At 63.1% G+C, this 23,046-nt stretch carries 26 protein-coding genes and 1 pseudogene; 8 read left to right on the top strand and 19 right to left on the bottom strand.

What is annotated here, in order from left to right; all coding sequences use genetic code 11:
* Positions 1 to 56: 56 nt before the first annotated feature.
* Positions 57 to 1,025, bottom strand: a complete 969-nt coding sequence (locus EOD29_RS25520) for a hypothetical protein (RefSeq protein ID WP_245475422.1) — start codon at positions 1,023 to 1,025, stop codon at positions 57 to 59.
* A gap of 1,070 nt (positions 1,026 to 2,095) precedes the next feature.
* Here EOD29_RS25520 and EOD29_RS25515 point away from each other — a divergent pair.
* Both EOD29_RS25515 and EOD29_RS25510 read left to right on the top strand, forming a co-directional pair.
* Complete coding sequence (locus EOD29_RS25515; RefSeq protein ID WP_245475421.1) at positions 2,096 to 3,256, top strand: hypothetical protein; 1,161 nt, start codon at positions 2,096 to 2,098, stop codon at positions 3,254 to 3,256.
* On the top strand, positions 3,243 to 3,866 hold the full coding sequence (locus EOD29_RS25510; RefSeq protein WP_245322431.1) for a hypothetical protein: 624 nt from the start codon (positions 3,243 to 3,245) through the stop codon (positions 3,864 to 3,866). Before EOD29_RS25515 ends, EOD29_RS25510 begins: the two co-directional genes overlap by 14 nt.
* 3 nt (positions 3,867 to 3,869) lie before the next feature.
* Here the strand turns inward: EOD29_RS25510 and EOD29_RS25505 are convergent, their stop codons facing one another.
* The 3 genes from EOD29_RS25505 to EOD29_RS25495 are packed head-to-tail and all read right to left on the bottom strand — an operon-like array spanning position 3,870 to position 6,019.
* Positions 3,870 to 4,313: a GtrA family protein gene (locus EOD29_RS25505; protein WP_127248263.1), complete on the bottom strand. Its 444-nt coding sequence runs from the start codon at positions 4,311 to 4,313 to the stop codon at positions 3,870 to 3,872.
* Positions 4,291 to 4,983, bottom strand: a complete 693-nt coding sequence (locus EOD29_RS25500) for a class I SAM-dependent methyltransferase (protein ID WP_127216966.1) — start codon at positions 4,981 to 4,983, stop codon at positions 4,291 to 4,293. The genes EOD29_RS25505 and EOD29_RS25500 overlap by 23 nt, the downstream gene beginning before the upstream one ends.
* On the bottom strand, positions 4,958 to 6,019 hold the full coding sequence (locus EOD29_RS25495; RefSeq protein ID WP_095800741.1) for a glycosyltransferase family 2 protein: 1,062 nt from the start codon (positions 6,017 to 6,019) through the stop codon (positions 4,958 to 4,960). Before EOD29_RS25495 ends, EOD29_RS25500 begins: the two co-directional genes overlap by 26 nt.
* Positions 6,020 to 6,442: 423 nt before the next feature.
* On the opposite strand from EOD29_RS25495, the gene dusA reads away from it, so the two are divergent.
* Positions 6,443 to 7,441: a tRNA dihydrouridine(20/20a) synthase DusA gene (dusA, locus tag EOD29_RS25490; protein ID WP_127248262.1), complete on the top strand. Its 999-nt coding sequence runs from the start codon at positions 6,443 to 6,445 to the stop codon at positions 7,439 to 7,441.
* A 72-nt stretch (positions 7,442 to 7,513) separates the two neighbouring features.
* Here the strand turns inward: dusA and EOD29_RS25485 are convergent, their stop codons facing one another.
* The gene (locus EOD29_RS25485) at positions 7,514 to 8,218 is read right to left on the bottom strand and encodes a TIGR02281 family clan AA aspartic protease (protein ID WP_127248261.1); all 705 of its coding nucleotides are present in this window, start codon (positions 8,216 to 8,218) and stop codon (positions 7,514 to 7,516) included.
* Positions 8,219 to 8,246: 28 nt separating this feature from the next.
* A complete protein-coding gene (locus EOD29_RS25480) occupies positions 8,247 to 8,477 on the bottom strand; it encodes a DUF1289 domain-containing protein (RefSeq protein ID WP_066992723.1) in 231 nt (76 codons plus the stop codon).
* Positions 8,478 to 8,639: 162 nt separating this feature from the next.
* Here EOD29_RS25480 and EOD29_RS25475 point away from each other — a divergent pair, with 162 nt between their 5' ends.
* Positions 8,640 to 9,653, top strand: coding sequence for a nicotinate-nucleotide--dimethylbenzimidazole phosphoribosyltransferase (locus tag EOD29_RS25475; protein WP_127248260.1), 1,014 nt, complete (start codon positions 8,640 to 8,642; stop codon positions 9,651 to 9,653).
* Here EOD29_RS25475 and EOD29_RS25470 read toward each other — a convergent pair.
* The gene (locus tag EOD29_RS25470; RefSeq protein WP_127248259.1) at positions 9,650 to 11,170 is read right to left on the bottom strand and encodes a HAMP domain-containing sensor histidine kinase; all 1,521 of its coding nucleotides are present in this window, start codon (positions 11,168 to 11,170) and stop codon (positions 9,650 to 9,652) included. The genes EOD29_RS25475 and EOD29_RS25470 overlap by 4 nt on opposite strands.
* A 75-nt stretch (positions 11,171 to 11,245) precedes the next feature.
* On the opposite strand from EOD29_RS25470, the gene EOD29_RS25465 reads away from it, so the two are divergent.
* The 4 genes and pseudogenes from EOD29_RS25465 to EOD29_RS25450 all read left to right on the top strand — a co-directional run bounded on the left by EOD29_RS25465 (position 11,246) and on the right by EOD29_RS25450 (position 13,843).
* Entirely contained in the window at positions 11,246 to 11,869 is a 624-nt protein-coding gene (locus tag EOD29_RS25465) for a thermonuclease family protein (protein ID WP_127248258.1), read from the top strand.
* Between the two features lie 117 nt (positions 11,870 to 11,986).
* The gene (locus tag EOD29_RS25460; protein ID WP_127217308.1) at positions 11,987 to 12,598 is read left to right on the top strand and encodes a glutathione S-transferase; all 612 of its coding nucleotides are present in this window, start codon (positions 11,987 to 11,989) and stop codon (positions 12,596 to 12,598) included.
* Positions 12,538 to 13,243: pseudogene (locus EOD29_RS25455) on the top strand (uracil-DNA glycosylase family protein). The gene EOD29_RS25460 and the pseudogene EOD29_RS25455 overlap by 61 nt, the downstream one beginning before the upstream one ends.
* 108 nt (positions 13,244 to 13,351) lie before the next feature.
* A complete protein-coding gene (locus tag EOD29_RS25450) occupies positions 13,352 to 13,843 on the top strand; it encodes an Lrp/AsnC family transcriptional regulator (protein ID WP_067319982.1) in 492 nt (163 codons plus the stop codon).
* Between the two features lie 42 nt (positions 13,844 to 13,885).
* Here EOD29_RS25450 and EOD29_RS25445 read toward each other — a convergent pair whose 3' ends face one another.
* From EOD29_RS25445 to moaA, 12 genes are all read right to left on the bottom strand, one after another.
* Positions 13,886 to 14,458: a DUF3299 domain-containing protein gene (locus EOD29_RS25445; protein ID WP_066992741.1), complete on the bottom strand. Its 573-nt coding sequence runs from the start codon at positions 14,456 to 14,458 to the stop codon at positions 13,886 to 13,888.
* Between the two features lie 53 nt (positions 14,459 to 14,511).
* Positions 14,512 to 15,228, bottom strand: a complete 717-nt coding sequence (locus EOD29_RS25440) for a DNA alkylation repair protein (RefSeq protein WP_127248257.1) — start codon at positions 15,226 to 15,228, stop codon at positions 14,512 to 14,514.
* Between the two features lie 6 nt (positions 15,229 to 15,234).
* Positions 15,235 to 16,104, bottom strand: coding sequence for an NAD(P)-dependent oxidoreductase (locus EOD29_RS25435; RefSeq protein ID WP_127248256.1), 870 nt, complete (start codon positions 16,102 to 16,104; stop codon positions 15,235 to 15,237).
* A gap of 113 nt (positions 16,105 to 16,217) precedes the next feature.
* Entirely contained in the window at positions 16,218 to 17,042 is an 825-nt protein-coding gene (locus EOD29_RS25430; RefSeq protein ID WP_127248255.1) for an ABC transporter permease, read from the bottom strand.
* The gene (locus EOD29_RS25425; RefSeq protein WP_127248254.1) at positions 17,039 to 17,755 is read right to left on the bottom strand and encodes an ABC transporter permease; all 717 of its coding nucleotides are present in this window, start codon (positions 17,753 to 17,755) and stop codon (positions 17,039 to 17,041) included. Before EOD29_RS25425 ends, EOD29_RS25430 begins: the two co-directional genes overlap by 4 nt.
* A 79-nt stretch (positions 17,756 to 17,834) precedes the next feature.
* Positions 17,835 to 18,620: an ABC transporter substrate-binding protein gene (locus EOD29_RS25420; RefSeq protein ID WP_066992755.1), complete on the bottom strand. Its 786-nt coding sequence runs from the start codon at positions 18,618 to 18,620 to the stop codon at positions 17,835 to 17,837.
* 152 nt (positions 18,621 to 18,772) lie between these two features.
* Positions 18,773 to 19,288 (bottom strand): molybdopterin-guanine dinucleotide biosynthesis protein B, encoded by a 516-nt coding sequence (gene mobB / locus EOD29_RS25415; RefSeq protein WP_067319999.1) that lies wholly within the window; start codon positions 19,286 to 19,288, stop codon positions 18,773 to 18,775.
* Complete coding sequence (mobA, locus tag EOD29_RS25410; protein WP_067320002.1) at positions 19,285 to 19,917, bottom strand: molybdenum cofactor guanylyltransferase MobA; 633 nt, start codon at positions 19,915 to 19,917, stop codon at positions 19,285 to 19,287. Before mobA ends, mobB begins: the two co-directional genes overlap by 4 nt.
* A 5-nt stretch (positions 19,918 to 19,922) precedes the next feature.
* The gene (locus EOD29_RS25405) at positions 19,923 to 20,843 is read right to left on the bottom strand and encodes a DMT family transporter (protein ID WP_067320005.1); all 921 of its coding nucleotides are present in this window, start codon (positions 20,841 to 20,843) and stop codon (positions 19,923 to 19,925) included.
* A 121-nt stretch (positions 20,844 to 20,964) separates the two neighbouring features.
* On the bottom strand, positions 20,965 to 21,321 hold the full coding sequence (locus EOD29_RS25400) for a hypothetical protein (RefSeq protein ID WP_127248253.1): 357 nt from the start codon (positions 21,319 to 21,321) through the stop codon (positions 20,965 to 20,967).
* 88 nt (positions 21,322 to 21,409) lie between these two features.
* On the bottom strand, positions 21,410 to 21,928 hold the full coding sequence (locus EOD29_RS25395; protein ID WP_127248252.1) for a hypothetical protein: 519 nt from the start codon (positions 21,926 to 21,928) through the stop codon (positions 21,410 to 21,412).
* A 54-nt stretch (positions 21,929 to 21,982) separates the two neighbouring features.
* Positions 21,983 to 22,978 carry a GTP 3',8-cyclase MoaA gene (moaA, locus tag EOD29_RS25390; RefSeq protein WP_127248251.1) on the bottom strand — a complete coding sequence of 332 codons (996 nt, stop codon included), beginning with the start codon at positions 22,976 to 22,978 and terminating at the stop codon, positions 21,983 to 21,985.
* Between the last annotated feature and the right edge of the window lie 68 nt (positions 22,979 to 23,046).

The following is a 23,046-nucleotide window of genomic DNA, read 5'->3' as shown; positions in this document are numbered from 1 at the left end:
CGGATCACCCGCCTTACCCGGCAACAGCGCAGCGATGCGCGCCCACTGGACGTTCGTCAGTTCGTACCGTTTGGCCATCCGTCGCGCTCCGAATCAGAACCCTCGGAACGCAATGAATCAACGCCAAACCGCGTTGAGAATCCTGAATGTAGATTGGACCTAGTAGGCGTGGACTGCGAAATCGAGAAACCGGCGCCGGAGACGTTCTCGATGTGGCCTGTGTAGTTGGGCGCCAGCGGCGAGTTGGTAAAGTTCTTGCCTGCACTTTGGGTGCCGCCACTGATCAGGTCGATCTGAAGTTCACGGCCGAAGCGCACGTCCTGAGAAGAGACACCCAGACCTTGCGTGCTGACATTGACTTCAGCCTGCGTAGTGCCGTCGTGAGCCGTGACCAGAATTTTCTGTGTGCTCGCCGTGTCGGCGTCGAGGATATACCAATTGTTGTGTCCGGGAGGGGCGTCGCCGAGCTGGCTGAAATTGAGCACGGTGGTGCCGGTGACCGATGCGTACACCTTGTTGAGCAGATCGATCTGGTCGTTCGGGTCGTTCGCGTCCGGATGGAGCAACGGCACATACTGGACTAGGTACAAATCTGCGTTTGTTGCGCTGGTGCTGACCAGTCCAAACGAGAAGGCGAGATCCCCGGTCGCGGCGGGCATGGTGGCCGCACTGGAAGTGCCGATGACGCCGATCACGACGTTTGAATGCGTCGGGTCCTGGAACAGCCAAACATAGTTGCCATCCACCGTTCTAATGCCGCTGTTGACGCCAACGGTGGTGGAAAACGGCGTTCCTGAGGAATTCTGGGTAAGAACGACCGAGGTGATGGTTTCCCCTGCGTTCGCCGTGGCTACCACGAAATTGGATTGGAAGGCGACCTCCGGTGAGGTCAGTCCGCCCGAACTGTCGCGACTTAGGAGATAGGCCAAAGTGGGGTCATTGTTGCCGATGGGATTGATGTCGTCACCCTGAAGACCCGTGGTCTCGTCGATGATGATGTCTTGAGCAGTGATGTCGAGTGCCATTGAAACTCTCCCTGGTTTCAATGCGACAGGCGCGAAATCAGCCCCAACGCTGGCAGCCGGCCGCATGGGCGCGCATCCACCAGCGGAGCCGGTGCCGCGCGTCATCGTTGAACGAAACTGGAGTTATCGGCTTAACCCGGGGTAGAGGGTGTTGAGGGGACCGCCGCTTCCCCGCTCCTTGCCCCGTCAGGCAATTCTGGGCGGATGCGTCCTATGCGCATCGGTAACCCACCAACAGCGGGCACCAAGGATTGATGATAAGGGCATACTCAACCCGCCCCTCTTCAACAGGCTATTGACTGCCTGTAACGCCTCCCGCTCAGAACATGAGCACGAAAAGTTTACTCTTATTTGTGGAAACTTAAACTCGTACTGTTGCTTTTTTGGAAAAATTGTGAAGCAAAAATGGTCCAACCGAGTGTGGGACCTTTGTCCCTGCTCTTTTCAACTATTTGAAGAATGTTGTCGCCAGCATCTACCGAATCTGGATGAAGGTAGAGCGGAAACACCTGAAAAAGGCTTTGCAACCAATGCTTGCGACGCACACCATTGGTGGATGGGGCGGTCGCGCGGTCCTTTCACCGTCAGCTGACGCGCCGCGCGCCGCTCTACACCGAGTGTGGTCGCGACGGCGTCATCCAGGGCGAGGCGGGCCTGCTTGGATTCGAGGATTCCGAGCATCCCGTTGCGCAGCAATAAAACTCGGAGCCGCGAAAGCTTGTCGAAGCGAGGGTGATCACAACGCGTTCGGTTGCGACGGAAGTCAAACCTCGGCGTCGGCTAAGTACGCGGCAGTGCTGGACGCGATGGCCGCTACGCAGCGCGTTCGGATCGTGAATGGTGGGCGCTGGTTGTGCCACACGCCATATACATGTTCGGACTGTTTCCACGGCCTATCGCCGGCGGCGCTCTACCGGCAGATTGTCCACCGGATGCCATGCCGGCTGGAATATCGTGCAGCGGAACTAAAAATCCCACCGCCCCTTTAGGTATGCAGCGTTGGACCGAGAGGCGTGTTGGCGAGGGATGCCGGCACGACGCGGATGCCATCCGGGCGGTTGGAGGCGGATTTGGCAGTTGATGTGGCGCGTGCGAAGAGCGGCATTCGCCTCACGGTGATCGCGGTGGCGGCAGTGCCGCTGCTGTTTTTGTTGAGCGGTCTTGTCATCCGCTACGCCGCATTCGCATCGGTGTCGCCGGATCCGAGCCTAGCGGCCTATGCCCGCGCCTTCTGCAAATGGGATTGCTCCTGGTATGTCGGCATTTCCGAACAGGGCTATGAGCGCTTTCCCATTCCTGGCCGCAGCAATGTCGGGCGCTGGGGGTTCTTTCCGCTTTATCCGATGCTGGTGGCGGCGGTCCGCACGATTCTGCCCCTCTCCACGATCGCGATTGCGACGGCGGCATCGCTGGCGTGCGGCTATGTCTCGTGCCTGGTGGCATGGTCGCTCATGGACAGGAACATGCGGGCCTATGTGCTTTATTGCGCCTTCCTGCTGAGCGGCCCGTTCTCGTTTTATTTTGCCACCTTCCTCACCGAGCCGCTCTTCGTGCTTTTGACGTCCTGCCTCTTCCTGGCGCTCAAACGCTCGAACCATCTCGCCGCGGGGTTGTCTTGCGCGCTGCTCTCGGCAACGCGGGTCGTCGGCGTGCTGGCCGTGTTCGCGATCGTCATTCGCATGTTTGAGGAGCATCGCGCCAAGGGCGGGTCGGCCATCGGCTTCCCACGCTGGCTGCTCGGCCGGCCGGATCTCATCATCGCCATACTCATCTCGCCCGCCGGCCTGTTCGCCTACATGCTCTACCTTTACGTCACGGTCGGGGACGGCTTTGCCTTCGTGCATGTCCAGCGCGCGTTCGGGCGCGTGGCCGGCAACCCGCTGCTGTTCCTCTGGGCGGGGCTGTCCTATCACCCCGGGGCCGGTTGGTGGCCCAGTGCGCCGCAATGGAGCGCGTCGACGGCAATCGTGGGACTGGCGCTGGCGGCGGTGCTCGCGGCGCGCAGGCAAATTGGCGCGGCCCTGTTCTGCGCCATGGCCATCATCCTGCCTTTGACCTCGAATCTGGCTTCGATGGTCCGCTATGTCGTCGGCCTCGCGCCGCTGACGATGCTGACGGCGGTGCTGTTGTCGGGCTCGAAGGCGACATTGGTCGCTGCGCTGATTGTCTTCCTCTTCACCTGCTACTTCATGACCGTGGCCTGGCTTGGAGGCTATCTTGCGCTGGTCTGAGCTGACGGAATCGACCAGGCCGGTAATCCTGGGTGCCGGCTACGCGCTGGCGGGCGCACTTGCGGCAGCCGAGATCGCCATCCTGGCGCTTGCCCTCAGCCCGAATGTCAGCGACGATTACCGCGCCTATTACATCGACAAGACCACCACATGCCTCAACCGGGACGCCGTGGGGCGCTACACGCCAGGCCGGACCGTATCGTTCCGCTCCGACGGCGCCCGGGAAGCAACCACCATGATGGTCTGCGGCTGGTCGGGGCCAGTAGCGGACGGCACCCATTCGCTGGGCGAGAGCTCTCGCCTGCGCCTTACCCTGCCGCCGCTCCGCGACGGGCTTCGGGCAACGCTGGAAATGGCCGCCGTTATTCGCCCGCCGCAGACCTGGCAGAGGATCGTCGTGTCGGCCAATGGGACCGAGGTGTATCGGGGGACGCTGTCGGGCGATGTGGCGACAACTGTGTCCTTCGTCATTCCGCACGCCGTGCTGGCTGGCAAGGCGACACTGGACATGGCCATCGAGTATCCCGACGGCATTCCGCAAAGCGCCGATGCGAGCAACATCTACAACCGCGCCATCAAGCTGAGATCTTTTCGGTTGGACACGCTTTGATCCTCAGGAGGGCCCGTCATCGCGCAGGCGGCGCTCTACAAAGACCCAGCGATCGAGCACAAGAAGGTTAAGCGCTGGGATGGCCAAGGAAGTGAGGAGAACGGGAACGGCAAGCGGCAGGCCGAATGTCACCGTCAGCAGGTACGGTGCCGCGTAAGCCATAGCGAGGCCAGCAATGGTCAGCAACACGAAACGCGGCGCCTGCGACCGGTGCGAGCCGGCCGACATGAAGGTGAAGGATTTGTGCGCCAGATAGGAAAACAGGGCGGCGGCCGCGTAAGCGGCGAGCGAGGCTTCGACGGGCGCGAGCCCGAGCCAGTTCGATCGGGCAAAGATTGTAGTCAGGACGGCATAGAGGATTGTGGCGACAAGGCCGACCGAAGCGAAGCGCCCTAGGAGCTTCGTGCCGGCGACGCGACGATTCTCAGGCGCGGGCGACACAGGCATACTGCGCTCCGAGCGGCAGCCAAGCGAGCGCGCCTTCCAGCTTCCGGGCAAGCGGCTTGGCCGACGGCAGGAGCAGAAAATGCTCGCAGTGCACGTCGCGGAAGCCCGCCTGCTCAAGCAGCGATGCCGCCTTGCCAGCGCGAAGCAGGACGGCGTCCTTGTCGAACGGACATCTCAACACCGCCATACGGGTCAGCGGGTTGTAGGGATTGTGCTCGATGATGCAGCCAAGTCCGCCTCGCCGAACGACGCGCCGCATCTCGCGGAAGAAATCCAGCCACGACTGAGGCGGCACGTGGTGGACGACGCAACTGGCGAAGGCCAGGTCGAACATGCCATCCGCGTAAGGCAGGCGTGAGGTGTTGCACACGCTGTACGCGACGTGCGGGTTCTCAGCGCTGGCACGCGCGAGTGATTCCTTCGACACGTCGCAGCCGTCGAGTCGATCGAAGACATCGGCGAGATGCGGATGAAGCGAGCCCACGCCGCAACCGACATCGAGCGCGCGCACGCCTGCGCCGCCCCGCCGGAGGTCCTGCTCGAGGACCAGTCGTCGCAGAAGCTCGGCCTTGGCACGCAGGAAGAAATCATGGCGCAGCCCGGAGAACCGGATCGAGCCCTCGACTGCCTCACTGTAGCTGGACCTATAGCTGTCGAAGAGTTCGGACATCCGCCGTGACCCCGTTCCTGGACTTGCGAAACGAAGCGCGCTTGTCGCGGGAGGCGACGCGCATCGGCCGGTCGAAGCCACTCAGCCTTTCGATAACGTAGAGCGGGCGCCGTTTGACCTCGGCATGGATGCTGCCGACGTAAAGGCCCATCACGCCGGTCATGAAAAGATTGATGCCGATTAGCAGCGACACGATCACCACCGTCGATGTCCAGCCGGCAATCACGCCGGTTTCGAGGATCCAGGCCGCGATGGCGTATGCGCCGAACGCCAGGGCGAGAGCGGAGATGGCCAACCCGGTCAACAGCACCAGTTGCAGAGGCCGCTCCGAAAAGCCGATGATGCCATGGATGGCAAGCCGCATCATCTTCCAGAACGGGTATTTGGTTTCACCAAGCGTCCGCGCCGGGCGCTCGAACGGCACCGCCGCCTGCTTGAAACCCATCCAGCCGAACATGCCCCTGACGAAGCGGTCGTGCTCCGGCATGCGCTTGAACGTGTCCAGCGCCTTCCGGCCGACGAGGCGGAAGTCTCCGACATCGCGCGGGATCTCGACCGGTGTCATCCTCTCCAGCAGCCGATAGAACAGGCTGGCGGTGACGCGCTTGAACCAGGTTTCGCCCTTGCGGCTGACGCGCCTTGCGTAGACGATCTCGAAGCCGTCCTTCCACTTCGCCACCAGGTCGAGAACGACCTCGGGGGGATCCTGCAGGTCAGCGTCCATGACGATGACGGCCTCGCCGGAGGCCGCTTCCATGCCGGCGCTGATGGCGATCTGGTGGCCGAAGTTGCGGGAGAGCTCGATCAGGCGGAAGCTCGGTTCGGCGGCGACCATGCCGCGCAAATAGCTCACGCTTCGATCGCTGCTTCCGTCGTCGACGAAGATGACTTCGGTGTCTCCGTCCAGTTTTGCGGTCAGTGCGCTGATCCGCTCGACCAGCCGGGGCAACACCTCCTCCTCATTGTATATCGGCAGCACCAAAGAGTAGCGTAGGGACGGTGCCCGCGTCCGGATCCGCTGGACAGATTCTTGCATGGGATTGCAATGGAACACCGGCCAGAAAGTTCCATAAGCAGGCGCTAATTGCGGAAGAAATGGCGCTGTTCCTCGCCAAAAAAGGCGCGCAACGTTCGGTTGAAATCTAAACCGGGTACCGACAGAAGTCCTTGGATCGAGGATTTTGATGCCCATCTTTTTCAGGCGGATGGAGCGCCACCAGATCGCGAAAGATCGGCGCTGCATCGTGCGCCGATCTCGGCGTTCCTGCGGAGCAAAACCTTTCTTGAGATGCCCCGTGACGAACCTGGGCTCTCCAAGAGCCGGATTTTAGTTTAGGGAAGGTGTCCAATTCGTCTGCGCCCCGTGTGCACGGACGCATCGGAAACCGGAAAAACGGCCCGTCCCGTGGGGGAAAAGACCACACACGACGTGGCCCAACATTTTTGAAACAACAAAAAAATGTCGAAGTATCAAGATTTCAGAATAGCCATAGCACCAATGATGGACTGGACGGACCGGCATTGCCGGTTCTTTCACCGTCAGCTGACGCGTCGCACGTTGCTCTACACGGAAATGGTGGTGGCGGACGCAGTCATCCATGGCGCACGCGAGCGCCTGCTCGGCTTCGACGGTGCCGAGCATCCGGTTGCGCTTCAGCTTGGCGGTTCGGATCCGCGAAAGCTTGCCGAAGCGGCGGTGATCGGCGAGGCGTTCGGTTACGACGAAATCAATCTTAATGTCGGCTGTCCGTCCGACCGCGTCCAGTCGGGCACTTTCGGCGCCTGCCTGATGAAGACGCCGGTGCTGGTCGCCGAATGCATCGCGGCGATGAAGGCGGCGGTGACAATCCCCGTCACGGTCAAATGCCGCATCGGCGTCGATGACCAGAACCCCGAACCCGCTCTCGACACGCTCGCAGACGGCGTGCTGACGGCCGGCACCGATGCGCTCTGGGTGCACGCCCGCAAGGCGTGGCTGGAGGGGTTTAGTCCCAAGGAAAACCGCGAGATCCCGCCGCTCGACTATCCGCGCGTCTATCGGCTCAAGGCCAGGATGGCGAACCAATTCATCGGCATCAACGGCGGCATTCAATCCCTTGACCAGGCAGAGGCGCACCTCGCTTATGTCGACGGCGCCATGCTCGGCCGCTCGGCCTATCATACGCCCGGCATCCTCACCGGGATCGATGCCACATTTTACGGCGAGGCGCCGGTCGCTTTCGACTACGCGGCGCTGATGGACGCCATGGCCGCTTACGCCGCGCGCCACATCGAGAAGGGCGGACGGCTCGGCCATGTCACGCGCCATATGGTCGGGCTGTTCCACGGTCTCCCGGGCGCGCGCCGCTACCGGCAGACTTTGTCCACCGACGCCAACAGACCCGGCGCCGGGCCAGAGGTGCTGAAGACGGCGTTCGCGGCAATAGATTTCGTGGCGGCGGAAACCGAAGCCGCTTGAGGCGGATCGGGCGGCTAGAGCGTTTCACCGGCGAACCGCTCCATCTGTTTGTTTTGGACGCAATCGGGAAATCTAGTCGCGCAGGATCATCCGGTCACCGCGCACCTCGAAGCCCGACAGCGAGCCGATGAAGTTCATGCCGAGCAGGCTTTGCTCGAGCATGCCGGGCGCCGCGACCATCACCGGCATATCCTTGCGCACGATGCCGCCGATCGCCATCTCGTCGGTCCTGACCGTTGCCGCACGCGCCATGCCGTTGGCAGTCGAGACGTCCACGGTGTAGCTGAGCGCCGCTGGGTTGAAGCCGGCCGCCTGGGCGTCCTCCGCCGTAAGCACCGTGCTGGTCGCGCCGGTGTCGACCACCGTGCGCACCGGCCTGCCGTTGACGAGGATTCGCGCCTCGAAATGGCCATTGCCGGCCTTGTCGAGCGTCACGGTGGCGCGGCCATTGTCGACGCCCAGCGCCAAGGGGCTTCCCGGAACAAGGCCGGCGGTGACGCGGCTGACAACATCCTGCAGCTCGTAGCGGTACTGGTAGCCGGCGATCAGCGCCAGCACGATTGCCGCCCAGACGCCGAAGTTGCGCGCCATGTCACCGAGCGGCCGGCCAGAGCGAATAAGGCTGGCGCCGATTACCGCCACCAGGACTCCAACCCAGATCAGCCTGCTGAAATCGTTGTTCTCGATGCCGAAGGTGCGGCCGGCGGAATCATTCATCATCAGCAGGATCAAGCCGGCGCCGATCACCAGCATGACGACCCAGAACAGGCGATTCATGGCCAGCCCTTTCTTACAGCCAGCTCTTTCACAGCACGCCGCGCTCGCGCGCCATGCGGGCGCGCCGCGTCTCGCGGCGGGGCCGGCGTTCGACCGTCTCCAGCCGCGCCGGCAACTCGGCCATGACTGCACGCCGGACTTCCGGCGTCATCGCGATCCACCCGGCGATCTCATCGCGCGTGCGGCCGCAACCGAAACAGAAGCCGGTTTTCATGTCGATGGAACAGACGAGTATGCAGGGAGACTCGATGGCGGTCATGCTGTTCTCTTGCCTTCACTCCACATGGTGCAACCGCAACGCCAATGCAAGCCCTTCGCGATGCGCCACCGACCGGCGCTTTCGCGGCATTGCCGGGCGGTTGTGCCAGGCGGTGAAGGCGGCTATGCCGCTGGCTGTTCCTGCAAAGAGACCGCATTCGATATGACCGCAAAGCCTTTCGACGATTTCCGCACTCTGCTGGCAACGCTGCCGCCGGCGGACGCCGCCGCCGAAACCCGCGTTCGCACCCTGTTTGCCAAGGCCGACAAGCCGAACGCCTCGCTTGGCCGGATTGAAGATGTCGCGGCATGGCTCGCCGCTTGGAGCGGGCGTGCGCCGCCGGCCCTCAATCGTCCGCTTGTGGCGATCTTTGCCGGCAACCACGGTGCCGTTCGGCATGGCATTTCGCCGCGGCCGGTTTCGGCGACCGCCAATGCCGTCGAACTCTGCGCCGCCGGAGGTGCGGCGATCAATCAGATCTGCATCGCCAACGATCTCGGCCTGAAGGTCTTCGACCTGGCGCTGGATATTCCGACCGGGGACATCACGGAAGAAGCGGCCCTCGACGAGCGCGGCTGCGCCGCCACCATGGCCTTCGGCATGGAAGCGGTCGCGGGCGGCGCCGATCTTCTTTGCCTTGGCGATCTGGGCGTCGGCAATTCAACCATCGCGGCCGCGCTCAGCGCTGCCCTCTTCGGCGGCAAGGGGTCCGACTGGGTTGGACCTGGATCGGGGGCGGACACGGCGATGATGGCGCGCAAGACCGAAGCGGTCGACCGGGCGCTTGCTTTCCACGGCGCCGGTCTCGGCGATCCGCTCGAAGCCTTGCGCCGCGTCGGCGGGCGCGAGCTCGCGGCAATCTGCGGCGCCATTCTCGCAGCCCGCATGCAGAAGATTCCTGTGCTGCTCGACGGGTTCGTCGCGACGGCTGCCGCCGCGGTTCTGCACAAAGCCTATCCTTCCGCGATCGACCACTGCCTGCTTGCCAGCCTGTCGCCGGAGCCGGGCCAAGCCAAAGTCGCCGAACGGCTTGGGCTCGAGCCACTGCTCGATCTTGCTGTCAGTCACGGCGAAGGAGTTGGGGCTGGACTTGCCACCGGTCTCGTCAAGGCCGCGGCGCTCACGAGCTCCGGTATGGCGGCGGCGGTTCGGGTCCAACCGGCGTCCCGGAGCTAACGCCGGCGGGCGGCGACAGCCTTGGTCGGCAGCGCGGGCAATTCCTCCATCACTCGGCTCAGCGGGAAGATGGCGATGGCCTCGGTGCCTTCGCGCAGCTTGGAGTGCAGCTCGAACTCGCCGCCATGCATGTCGAGCAGACCCTGCACGATCGGCAGTCCGAGGCCCGTTCCCTGTTCGGCGCTCTTGATGGCGATCGAGCCCTGGCCGAAGGCGGAAAGCACCACTGGGATTTCCTCTTCCGGAATGCCGGGACCGTTGTCCTTGACCGAGATGTACTGACCGCCGCCCGCCGTCCAGCCGACGCGCACACGCACTTCGCCACCCGACGGCGTGAACTTGATGGCATTGGACAGCAGATTGAGCGCGATCTGCCGGATGGCACGCTCGTCGCCGAACAGGCGCGGCAGCGCGGTCTCGAACTCCTGGATGACGCGGATGTCCTTGTTGCGGGCTCTCAGTTCCATCATATGGCAGCAATCTTCGACGATCGTCACCAGCGCCACCGGCTCCTCGTTGAGCTGGTAGCGGCCGGCCTCGATGCGCGACAGGTCGAGGATCTCATTGATCAGATCGAGCAGATGCTGGCCGGATTCGTGCACATCACGCGCGTAATCACGATAGGTCGGGTTGTTCATCGGCCCGAGCACTTCATTGGCCATCACTTCGGAGAAACCGAGGATGGCGTTGAGCGGCGTCCGGAGCTCATGGCTCATCGAAGCGAGGAAGCGCGACTTCGCCAGATTGGCGTCCTCGGCACGGCGCCTGGCCTCGTCGGACATGGATTTGGCAGTCTCCACCTCGGCGATCAGCGCGTCCTTCTCGGAGCGGAAGGAGAGCAGCATCCAGGATGACTGGTTGAGATGGCGCGCGACGTAGCCGAAGAAGGGCAGGGCAGCGACCAGAAGCGCCGCCATGATCCCTTCGATCGGCATCCACAGGCGCAGGACGGCATAGACATAGACCGCCACGGGAACGGCGAAGGTCGCCAGTAGCGCGCCGCCCAGCGACGATGCCATCACCGCAGTCGTCGCCATGGCGACCAGGAGCACCATGGCCTTGACGACATGGAACTGGTCGACCTGGCATGTGGCGCAGCCCAGCCAGGCGAACCAGGCCCAGCCGAGGCTGCAGAGCGAATGGCCGATCAGGAAATCGCGGCGCGTCTGCACAGGGTCGAGCTCGGCCGCTTCCGCGCGCTCGACGCGCCGCGCCATGAAAGTGACGATAGCGTAGCAAAGCAGCATGAAGAGAGCCCAGACGGCGACCTGGTTGCCCAGGCTCGCGAAGCGGCCGATGGCCGCTACTACAAGCACAAGCAGAGGAATCGCCGCCGCACTGACCACCATGGCGCGTGCATGCAGCTTGAGCAGTTCGCGGTCGAAATCGAGGCTGCCGGCCTGCTGCGAAAGACGGTCACGCGTCCTGCGCACCGCGCGAGCCACATCGCTGTTGCGATGCGGTTTCCTGCGGTCCACAATGAATTTGTCCGCTGTGTCCGAGCGTAGCAAAGGCATGCAAGTTCAATTTCTGCGCGCAGCGATTTTCAGTTCGTTAAGCTACGTTCGAATGATTAAGAGACTGTTTGCCATATGAGCCGTTCCTGGTCGCGAAGACCGCGCCGGCGCTATGTTCCGCGGCCTCCGCGAAGCCTTTTGCGCAGGCTTCTGGATTACGGGCTGGCCGTGGTCCTGCTTGGCCTATCCATCCTGGTGGCGGCGCGGCTCGACCGGTTCGAGATGCGACAGGAGCAAGGCACGGCCATCGTCAAGGACGGTGATTCGATCACGCTTGGCGCCGAGCGCATCCGCATGCGCGGCATCGACGCGCCGGAATACACACAGACGTGCCGCAAGGACGGAGCCGACTATGCCTGCGGCAAGCTCGCGCGGCAGTCGCTGGTGCGGCTGATCGCCGACAGGCCGGTCTCCTGCACCGGCTGGCAGCGCGACCGCTACGGCCGGTTGCTCGGCGACTGCAAGGCGGGCGACACGCACCTCAACCGCGCGCAGGTACAGTCCGGATGGGCCGTCGCCTTCGGCGACTTCGAAACCGAGGAGGCCGTCGCCCGGGCTGCCAAGGTGGGCATCTGGGCTGGCTCCTTCGATCAGCCGCAGGACTGGCGCGACAGCCATCACAATCAACCCGTCGAAAGGAAGCACGGCGCACTGGCTTCGCTCGGCGATGCGTTGCGTGAGCTTGTTCGTTTCTGGTGATGCCCGCTTCGGGGGATGCTCTGTTTGCCAAGATGTGGTCTTGCCAAACCGCTATGCAGTTTTGGGCGACATGCATTGCAGCACGCCCTAAGATTGGCATGAAGATCGGAGACTGGAATGAAGCTGTTCGATGGCGGCCGGGCGCCCAACCCCAGGCGGGTTCGGGTTTTCCTGGCTGAAAAGGGGCTAACCGTCCCTTTGGTGCCCGTGGACATGGGCGCGCTGGAGCATCGCAAGGAGCCGGTGGCGTCGCGCAATGCGCTGCGGCGGCTGCCCGTGCTCGAACTCGACGACGGGACCATCATCACCGAATCCATCGCCATTTGCCGTTATTTCGAGGAGTTGCATCCCGAGCCCGCCCTGTTCGGAACAGGCGCGCTCGGCAAGGCCATGGTGGAGATGTGGCAAAGGCGTCTGGAGCTAAACCTGATGAGCTGCGTGGCCGCCGCGTTCCGGCACATCCATCCGGCAATGAAGGAATGGGAGGTGCCGCAGATCCCGGAATGGGGCGAGGCCAACAAGCCGAAGGCCATCGAGTTCCTGCATCTCCTCGACCGGGAGTTGGCGGATAGGGAATTTGCCGCCGGCGACACCTATTCGGTCGCCGACATCACCGGGCTGATCGCCATCGATTTCATGAAGCCGGCACGCATCAAGGTGCCTGAGGAATGCGGGAATGTGCTGCGCTGGCACGCAGCGCTCTCCAGCCGGCCAAGCGCTGCTGCTTGAGGCTTGTTTTTGGAGAACCCGCCGGACATGAGCGAAGCGCTGGAGAGCCTTGCCGCCAAGGTGCGGGCTTGCCGCATCTGTGTCGAGCAGCCGCGCGGCCGGCCCCTGCCGCATCAGCCGCGCCCGGTGCTTGTGCCTTCGTCGAAGGCCCGCATCCTGCTTGCCGGCCAGGCGCCGGGCACGAAAGTCCACATCTCGGGCATGCCGTTCACCGACGCTTCCGGGGATCGCTTGAGGAACTGGCTCGGCGTCACCCCCGACGAGTTCTACGACACGGAAAAATTCGCCATCGTGCCGATGGGTTTCTGCTTTCCGGGCCAGGACACCAAGGGCGCCGACCTGCCGCCGCGGCGCGAATGCGCCACCGCCTGGCGCGCCGATCTGATGGCGCTGATGCCGCAGATCGATCTGGTGCTGACGATCGGCGGTTATGCGCAGTCCTGGCACATGGGCACGGCGCGTGGGCCGTCGCTGACGGAAACGGTCAGAAACTGGCGCGCTGTCTGGGATGCTGCAGCCGGGCCGAAAGTGCTGCCGCTGCCGCATCCGTCATGGCGAAACACCGGCTGGCTGAAGAAGAATCCGTGGTTTGAAATGGATTTGCTGCCATTCCTGCGCTCGGAAATCCGCTATCGCCTCAATTAGGCATCTTGCAAGAAATCACTCGCTTTTGCCGGCATTGGCAGAATTTCTTTCTTGTGAAAGGGCCTGATAAAAAGGATTATAGCCAAACTATTCCGCTGGAGCCTTCCCATGGACCGCCTAGACAGAAAAATTCTTCGCCTCCTGCAGGAGGACGCGACGCTTGCGGTCGCCGATGTCGCCAAGAAAGTCGGCCTGTCGACCACGCCGTGCTGGCGGCGCATCCAGAAGCTCGAGGAAGAGGGCGTCATCCAGCGGCGCGTGGCCATTCTCGACCATGAGAAGGTCAATGTGCGCGTCACCGTCTTCGTTTCGATCCGCACCAATTCGCACAGCCATGAATGGCTGCGGCGCTTCTCCGAGGTCATCCAGGAATTTCCGGAGGTGGTCGAGTTCTACCGCATGAGCGGCGACGTCGATTACCTCTTGCGCGTCGTGGTGCCCGACATTGCCGCCTACGACGCCTTCTACAAGCGGCTGATCGCCAAGATCGAGATCCGCGACGTGTCGTCCTCGTTTGCCATGGAGCAGATCAAGTACACGACCGAGATCCCGCTCGACTACATGATCCTGGACAAGGAGTCGGGGGCCAACGCGGCCTGAGCACGGCGCTCGCGCTTCCCGCTATGCGCGAAGTTGCGAGACCTAGTTCTTCTTTTTGTTGAGGAAATTCCACGGCGAGTTGACCGGGAGCGTGACGGCGTCCGGCACGCTGTCGACATCAGCCACCTCGGCCTTGCGCACGGTATAGCCGGACTGCACGATCAAGACGCCGTCCAGGATGAAGAGTTGGCTCTTCTCCATGCCGGGCTTCAGCACGCCGGTGACGGAGACCGGCTGGTATGCCTCCGCCATCCTGTAAGGATGCGCCGGCGTTACCAGCACGATCTGGTTCGGCGGCGGCGTCGGCATGTGGCTGCAGGCGCCGGTCCAAGGCACCAGCAGGAACTGGTAGACGAGGTCGCCCTCGCGATCGACCGGCAAGGCGTAGCCGGACAATTGAACGGTCTTGTCCTGCAGATTGAGCGACAGTGTCTCACCGTGATCGGGCAGTTTTGCCGCGATCATCGGCAGGTTGGCGTCCTCGGCGACCGCCTGCGTCGCCGGGCGCAAGTCTTTCCAGAAGATATGCGCGACGTCGGCCGCGGCGTCGGCTCTCGCGGTGGCGAGCATAAGCACGATCGCCAGCGTCGCGCTTGATCTGAAACGCCTGCTCATGGTGGTCATCCTCCGCCAGTCCCATTTCGGAAGCGAGTAAAAGCGTCGTGAGCTTACTTCGCTGAGATCACAGTCGTGGTCGCGAGCCGTTCGAGCTGTTTGACATCGGAAAGCTCCTTCACCGCGTCCTTGCCGATCCAGCGTGCCGTCTTGTCGGACGACGCCGCCAGTTTCTCGGCCAGCGCAAGGGCAGGGGCGTGCAGCGCCCTCGACCGCTTGCCGATCTGCCGCAGTGCCCAGTTCACCGCCTTGCGCACGAAGTTGCGCGGATCGCCCGCATGCCTCTCGATCAGCGGCAGAGCAGCGAGGAAGCTCGCGTCCGGCTCCTTCTTCAGATGCACCGCCGCCCAGGCCAGCATGGCAAAGGCGGTGCGGCGGACAAACTCGCGCTCGTCCTTGGCGAATTCCTCGACCAGCTCACGCCAGAACGGTGTTTGGGCGAACAGGTCGGCAACGGTATCGACAATCTCCCAACTGTCGAAATCGGCGGCCCAGCGCCGGCATTGACCGATGTCGAGCTCCTTCGGCTCGCCGGTGAAAGCGGCCATCAATCGCGCTTCGCGAATGTCGGTGTCCCACAAGAGCAGCGACCGTTCCTGGTTCTTCTTCAGCTTGCGCGCCAGCGGCCGCAGATCGGAATTGCCGACGCCGAGCGCGGTTCTCGTGTTGATGCCGAATCGCGCCATGCCGGCGCTTTTTTTCTCGCTGCCGATCGAACGCAGATGGGCGACGATCTCGTCGGCGCTCCAGCTTGGATCGGGCAGGACCATCGCCGTCTATTTTTCCAGGCGGGCGAGCAGCGAGGACGTGTCCCAGCGCCTGCCGCCCATGTCCTGCACGTCCTTGTAGAACTGGTCGACCAGCGCGGTCACTGGCAGCTTGGCGCCGTTGCGGTTGGCCTCGGCGAGGCAGATGCCGAGATCCTTGCGCATCCAGTCGACGGCGAAGCCGAAATCATATTTTCCGGCGTTCATCGTCTTGTGGCGGTTCTCCATCTGCCAGGAGCCGGCAGCGCCCTTGGAGATCACCTCGATGACCTTCTCAATGTCGAGCCCGGCCTTCTTGCCGAAATGGATGCCTTCGGCCAGCCCTTGGACGAGGCCGGCAATGGCAATCTGGTTGATCATCTTGGTGAGCTGGCCGGCGCCCGCGGGTCCCATCAGCCCGACCATGCGGGCATAGGCATCGATGACCGGCTTGGCCTTGTCGAAGGCGGCCTGCTCGCCGCCGACCATGACCGTCAGCACGCCATTCTCGGCGCCCGCCTGGCCGCCCGATACCGGCGCATCAAGGAAGGAAAAGCCGGCCTTGTCGGCGGCTTCGGCCAGTTCGCGCGCGACTTCGGCCGAGGCTGTTGTGTTGTCGATGAAGACGGAGCCCGTCTTCATGGCGGCAAAGGCGCCGCTGGCGCCGGTCGTCACCGAGCGCAGGTCGTCGTCATTGCCGACGCAGGAGAAGACGAAATCCTTGCCTTCGGCCGCCTCGGCCGGTGTCAGCGCCAGGCTGCCGCCATGCTGGGCGACCCATTGCTCTGCTTTGGCGGTCGTGCGGTTATAGACAGTGATGTCGTGGCCGCCCTTGTTCCTGAGGTGCCCGGCCATCGGATAGCCCATGACGCCAAGACCGAGAAATGCAACCGATGCCATAAGCCTGCCTTCCAACAAGAGGTTTCAGTGGCGGAAGGTCTAGGCTATGCGAAATTTTCGTCAAGGCGCGCAAAGCCGCATCGACTGGTGCAGGCCCGTCCGCTGACGACGCTCTATCGTTTGAGGTGAATGGTGATCCGGCGTTCGATCCATTCGACGCCGTGGCGCAGGATCTCGACCAGCACCAGGTAGACGATCGCCACCCAGATATAGGCCTGGATATCGAAGGATTTTGCGTAGGCGAGCTTCGCGTTGCCCATCAGGTCGTAGACGGTGATGATGGCGACAATCGCGGAAGCCTTGATCATCAGGATGAGCTCGTTGCCGTAAGGCCGCAGCGCCACGATGATGGCCTGCGGCATGATCACCTTGCGCAGCGTCTGCAGCTTGTGCAGGCCGAGCGAGGCCGCGCCTTCCCACTGGCCCCGCGGAACGCTTTCGATGGCGCCGCGCAGGATCTCGGCCTGGTAGGCGGCGGTGTTGAGCGAAAAGGCAAAGACGCCGCAGTAGAACGCCTCGCGGAAGAACCACCATAGTCCGACGGTTTGCAGCTCGGGGCGGAACGAGCCGATGCCGTAATAGACGAGGTAGGTCTGCACGAGCAGCGGGGTGCCGCGGAAGAAGTAGACGTAGCAATAAGCCAATCCGGAAAGGATGCGGTTCTTGGACATCCGGCCGTAGGCAACCGGCAACGAGAGAATAGCGCCCGCCACCATCGAAACGGAGACCAGCGACAGGGTGGTTGCGAGCCCCTGCAGATAGGCCGGCGCGTATCTGGCGAAGAAATCGGCGTTCCAGGCGTGGACCAGATAGGCCACGATGCCGATGCCGAAAAGGCCCCAGAGGCAGACCAGCGCGCAGCCTATGATGCGCACGCGCGGCCAGCCGCGAGCCCGGGGCGGTGGCCTGTCAACCGCAATAGCCTGGCTGACGCTCATCGAGCCTCCCTCCGCCCGAGCGAGCGCTGGATATAGCCGGTGGCGACCGAGGACAGGATGGCCAGCACAAGGAAGACCAGCGCCGCGACACTGTAAAAGAGGAAGGAATGCTTGGTGACGCGCGCCGCGACACCGGCATTGCGCAAGGTTTCCGCTAGGTTGACGACAGACACCAGCGAGGTGTCCTTGAGCAGGCTGAGCCAGCAATTCTCCAGACCGGGGAAGGCGATGCGCAGCAGTTGCGGCAGGATCACCAGGCGCATCGTCTGCCATTTCGAAAGGCCAATGGCGTAGCCGCCCTCATACTGGCCCTTGGGAATGGCGCGAAAGGCGGAGAGAAAGACTTCGCTGGCGTAGGAGGAGAAGATCAGCGCCAGCACGATCAGGCCGGCAATGAAGCTGTTCACGTCGATTGTCGCCTCGGGCTCGAACAGGCGGACGACATATTGCAGCAGCAGCGGCATGCCGAAGAAGAACAGGAACAGCGTCACCAGCTCGGGCAGGCCGCGAAAAACAGTGGTGTAGATGTTGGCTGCGAGCCGGAGCGCGGGCTCTTCGTGTTGCTTGGCGAAGGCGACGAAGAACCCGATCGCCAGGCCTATCGGCAATGTCGCAAGCGCCAGCGCGACCGTGACCAGCACACCAGACGCAATGTCGTCACTCCAGCCATCCGGTCCCCAACTGAGAAGTGTCCAAATGCTTTGGGCTGGCATTGGCGGGGCGTGTCTCCGTGGCGATCCCGGAATGGAGGCAGGGCGGCGAGGTGATCCTCACCGCCCTGGGCGCAAATGATCAGGACTCGGCGCCGTAGACGTCGAACTTGAAGTACTTGTCGTTGATTTCCTTGTACTTTCCGTTCTTGCGGATAGCGTCGATCGCGGAATTCAGCTTGTTGACCAGGTCGGTTTCGCCCTTGCGCACGGCAATGCCGGCGCCCGGTCCGAAGATCTCGACCGGCTGCGGCGAGGGTTGGCCGAGGATCTTGCAGCAGGCGCCGTCGGGCGAATCCAGCCACTGCTGCAGCACGACTATGTCGTCCTCGATGGCGTCGAGACGGCCATTGGCAAGGTCGGCCTGTTCCTCGGGGCTGCTCGGATAGCCCTTGATCGTGCTGTCGGTGTAGGTCTTCGAGGCATAGTTGAAGTGGGTCGTCGTGGTGGCGACGCCGATCGTCTTGCCGGCGAGGTCTTCCTTGGTCACGCCCTTGAGCGGCGAGTCCTTCGGCACGGCGATCGCCGACGGAGTGTTGTAATATTTGTGGGTGAAGTCGACCTTTTCCTGGCGCTCTGGCGTGATCGACATGGAAGCGACGATGGCGTCGAACTTGCCGGCCTGGAGCGCCGGGATGATGCCGTCCCAATCCTGCGCGACGAAGGTGCACTTCACCTTCATTTCGTCGCAGAGGGCCTTGGCGATGTCGATGTCGAAGCCGACCAGCTGGCCGTCCGAGGTCAGGTTGTTGAAGGGCGGGTACGCGCCTTCGGTGCCGATCCTCAGGGTCTTTTCCTGAGCCTGGGCAACGCCAAGTGTCAGCAGCGCGGCCGAAGCGGCAAGCGCGATACGCAGTGCAATACGCATGATAATCCTCTCATATTGTCATGGCCGCTGTCCCGTGCGGCTCTTGTGGGCGGAGCCTTTTTGACCGCCCGCTGCGCGGGATACTCCCACTCTTTGCAAGAAAAAAGCAACTGCAAAACAACAGCAAACGGCAATCGCCGTGTGCCGCTGCGTTACTTGGCTGGACTGACGAGACCGGTCGCGCGCTCGATAAAATCGGCTATCGATTTCGTATCGTCGAGGTTGAAGACGGGCAGCTTTTCGCCTTCGACCGGAAAGTCGGCGGCGACAGCCACGATGTTCGGGTCGTTGATCGAAAGCGGCGTCCGGTCCTTGGCCTCCAGCCGTCTCGCTTCGATCTTTTGGTGTGCTTCGCGCTTGTAGCCTTCGACCAGCACGATGTCCGAGGGCGCCAGCCGCGCCAGGATGTCGTCCAGCGTCGGCTCGTCCTCGTTGCGCAGTTCGTGCATCAATGCCCAGCGCCGGCCGGAGACGACCGCGACCTCCATCGCGCCGGCCTGGCGGTGGCGGAAACTGTCTGTGCCGGGCTTGTCGATGTCGAAGTCATGATGGGCATGCTTGACCGTCGAGACCGTCCAGCCGCGCCGAACCAGTTCGGCGACCAGCTTCTCGGTCAGGGTCGTCTTGCCGGAGTTCTTCCAGCCGGTGATGCCGAACACGCGTCTCATGGCTCAAGTCTTTGCAACAGACGCTCGGCCTCCGCAAGATCGTCGGGCGTGTTGATATTGAAGAACGGGTCGATCCGCTCGCCTCCGGCTTCGAGCATCGGAAACTCCACCTCGACAAAACCATGCCGATCCATGAAGGCCGAGACCCGTCGATTGTCCTCCTCAACCAGGAAATGGCGCAGGGCATCGCGCAGGCCGAGCGGCCAGAGTGCGAAGGTCGGGTGCCACCTGCCGTCGGAACTGGCGACCGCGATCGCGCCCGGCCGTGCCCGAGCGGCAACGGCCAATCGCTCGACGAGATCACCAGGGAAGAACGGCGTGTCGCCGGCCGCGCTGACCAGCGACCGGTAGCCCGTGTCCGCTGCCGCCCATTCGAGGCCGGTGAGGATGCCGGCGAGCGGGCCGGCATGGTCCTCTATCGTATCGGCAAGCACCGGAAGGTTGGTGCCGGCAAACCGTGCCGGATCGCCGTTGGCGTTGAGCACCAGCGTGGCGACCTGCAGTGTGAGACGCGCGGCGACATGCTCGATCAGCCTGACCTTGCCCAGCGAAAGCAGCGTCTTGTCGCCGCCGCCCATGCGGCGCGATTGGCCTCCCGCCAGGATGATGCCTGCAACGCTTCGATCCATCGGGCCTATATGCCGTCCGGCGCCATGTCGGGTCCAGCGCTTTCGGCGGCAGGCTGGCGCCTGCCGACGAGGCGCTCGCGGTAGAGCGCGTAGAGGCCGGAGCCGATGATGATCGCGGCGCCGACGATCATCGGCAGGTCGGGGATATCGCCGAAGATGACGAGGCCGAGCACTATCGACCACAGCAGCGCCGTATAGCGGAAGGGCGCGATGAAGGAGATGTCGCCCGAGCGCATCGCCATGATGATGAACTGATAGCCGATGAGCACGAGCACGGCGGCCAGCGCCAGCAGCGCCGTCGCCTCGGCGGTCATTGGCGTCCAGCCGCCCATCGGCGGGAGCAGCAGCGCACCCAGGATCGTCATGGCCAGCGCAGTCGCGGTCGATACCAGCATGGTCGGGATCGCTTGCGGGATGCGCTTGGTGGCGAGATCGCGCACCGCGCAGCAGCCGACGCTCGCCAGCGCCAGCAACGAATAGGCGCTGAAACCCTCGAAGCCCGGCCGCACGATGATCAGCACGCCGGCAAAGCCGACGGCAATGGCGAGCCAGCGGCGCCAGCCGACGCCCTCGCCGAAGAACAGTGCGGCGCCCATCGTCACGGCCAGCGGCAGCGCCTGCAGAACGGCGGAGACGTTGGCGATCGGCAAATGGGCAAGGGCGATCAGGAACGACACGGTCGCGCCGGCTTCGCCGGCGACGCGCAACGCGACCATCGGCTGCAGCATGGCGCGCGGATCAGCAAGCGCGCCGCGCCGCCAGGCGAGCAGACCGACGAAGAGCGAGGCGAAGGCGCCACGCACCAGCATTACCTGAGCCATATTCATCGATTCGGATGAGAATTTGGTGATCGCGTCGTTCAAGGTGAAGCCGATCATGGCCACGACCATGAACAGTGCGCCGCGAAGATTTGGCGAAAGAGGCAAGGGCGCTTCCGGGTTATGTTCTCTCGCAAGCGTCTAACAGCCAGCGGCAAGACAGCAACGTCAAAGAAATGGGCCACAGGAGGTTCCTGCGGCCCTCAATATCGGCTGCAATCCGGAGCGATCATTTCGGCGTCAGCGTCTCGGTGCCGTTGCCGTTCTGGCCGGCGATCGTCCACAGCCCGTGCAACGAGCCGTCCTTCTCCACCTTGTAGACGACGAGGCCGATTTCCTTGCCCATCACATAGCCGGCGGAAAAGGCATCATCGTTGCGCATGCAAATGCCGTCGGAGGACGAGCCGCCGGTTTCCCAATGGATCGTGCAGATTGTGTCGCTGGTCAGTGTGATGGTTGCCTCGCCGCCATATTTCGATCCGTCGAAATTGGTGCCGGCGACAGTGTAGGTGCCACCGATCGACTGAGCGGCCGCAGGCACCAAGGCAATCCCGAGCATTGCAAGCGAAGCCAAGAATTTGCGCATGAGAATTCCCCCTGAATGCGAAAATCGCTTCATGAGGCTAGGCCGGAACAAGTCGGCGGTAAATCGGGTGGAAGTCGGCGCGGATGGTTTATTTCCAGTGCGCCGAGCGCAGCTCAAGCCCGCGCAGGCTGGCGGCGATCGCCCCGGTCAGCGGATCGTATTTCGCCTTAAGCGAGGAAGGATACTCGATCCAGACGGTGCGGATGACACCATCCTTTCCGAACAGGCGCCGTTCGTAGAAGACCTTGTCGCCCTTGACGCCAGAAACCACCGCCCAATTCTTCCCGGACTTGCTGTAAGTGATCTTGTAGCCCGGCCCGGTGTTTGCCTTTTCGTCGGCGACGAAGCCCTTCGGAGTGTCGTTGTCGATGTTATAAATGCCCGAGCAGGTCAGGCTGGCGCCGTCGGGCGCGCTCCATTGCTGCCCATCGCCGTTTTCTGGCTCGGGCAAGCGGTCGCTGAAAATCTCGTCGGGAAAGGTGCAGGACGTGCCGAAGCGCGCATTGACGTAGGTGAACGGCTTTGCGATTGCCGCTGTCGTCGCAATCGTCAGCAACGAGAAGGCGATCACCAAAGGCGCGCCCTGGACGAGATGAACACACTTCATGATGCCCCCAAGGTCCGTGACCGAGGGTGATCCTGCACCAAATCGGAGAAAAAATCAGCCGCCGGTGACGCTCATATGGCGCGATACCGAGGGTCGGCTGGTGCGGCGGTCGATGACGAAATCATGGCCCTTCGGCTTGCGCCCGATCGCCTCGTCTATGGCCTCGCCGACCAGCTCATTGCCTTCGGAGGCGCGCAGCGGCGCTCTCAGGTCGGCGGCGTCCTCCTGGCCGAGGCACATATAGAGCGTGCCGGTGCAAGTCAGCCGGACGCGGTTGCAGCTTTCGCAGAAATTATGCGTCATCGGGGTGATGAAACCGAGCCGACCGCCGGTCTCGGCGACCTGGACATAGCGGGCAGGACCGCCGGTCTTATAAGGAATGTCGGTCAGCGTGAACTGGCGCTCAAGCGAGGCGCGCAGCAGCGACAGCGGCAGATATTGGTCCGTGCGGTCGGCGTCGATCTCGCCCATCGGCATGGTCTCGATGACCGTCAGATCCATGCCGCGACCATGCCCCCAGCGCAGCATCTCCGGTATTTCAGCGTCGTTGAAGTCGCGCAGCGCCACGGCATTGAGCTTGACCTTCAGGCCCGCCGCTTGCGCGGCGTCGATGCCTTCCATGACCTTGCCGAGATTGCCCCAGCGGGTGATCTGGCGGAATTTGTCGGCGTCGAGCGTGTCGAGCGAGACGTTGATGCGCTTCACGCCGCAGTCGGCGAGCTCGGCGGCAAAGCGCGACAGCTGCGAGCCGTTGGTGGTGAGCGTCAGCTCTTCCAAAGCGCCGCTCTCAAGATGCCGCGACAGCTGGCGAACCAGATGCATGATGTTCTTGCGCACCAGCGGCTCGCCGCCGGTGAGCCTGAGTTTCCTGACGCCCTTTTCGATGAAGACGCTGCAGAGCCGGTCGAGCTCCTCGAGCGAGAGCAGATCCTTCTTGGGCAAAAAGGTCATGTCCTCGGCCATGCAATAGGTGCAACGGAAATCGCAGCGGTCGGTAACCGACACGCGCAGATAGCTGATCGTGCGACCGAAAGGGTCGATCATGTCCATTGCAAGCGCTTCCGTGGCCTGAGCAGCGTCGTTATATACGGCTATGTGATACGATCCAACCGCGCATT

It is taken from the genome of Mesorhizobium sp. M1A.T.Ca.IN.004.03.1.1 (genome assembly GCF_003997555.1).
GTDB lineage: Bacteria > Pseudomonadota > Alphaproteobacteria > Rhizobiales > Rhizobiaceae > Mesorhizobium.
The sequence above is the reverse complement of the archived record's forward strand: the minus strand, read 5'-3'. Positions and strand labels throughout refer to the sequence as shown.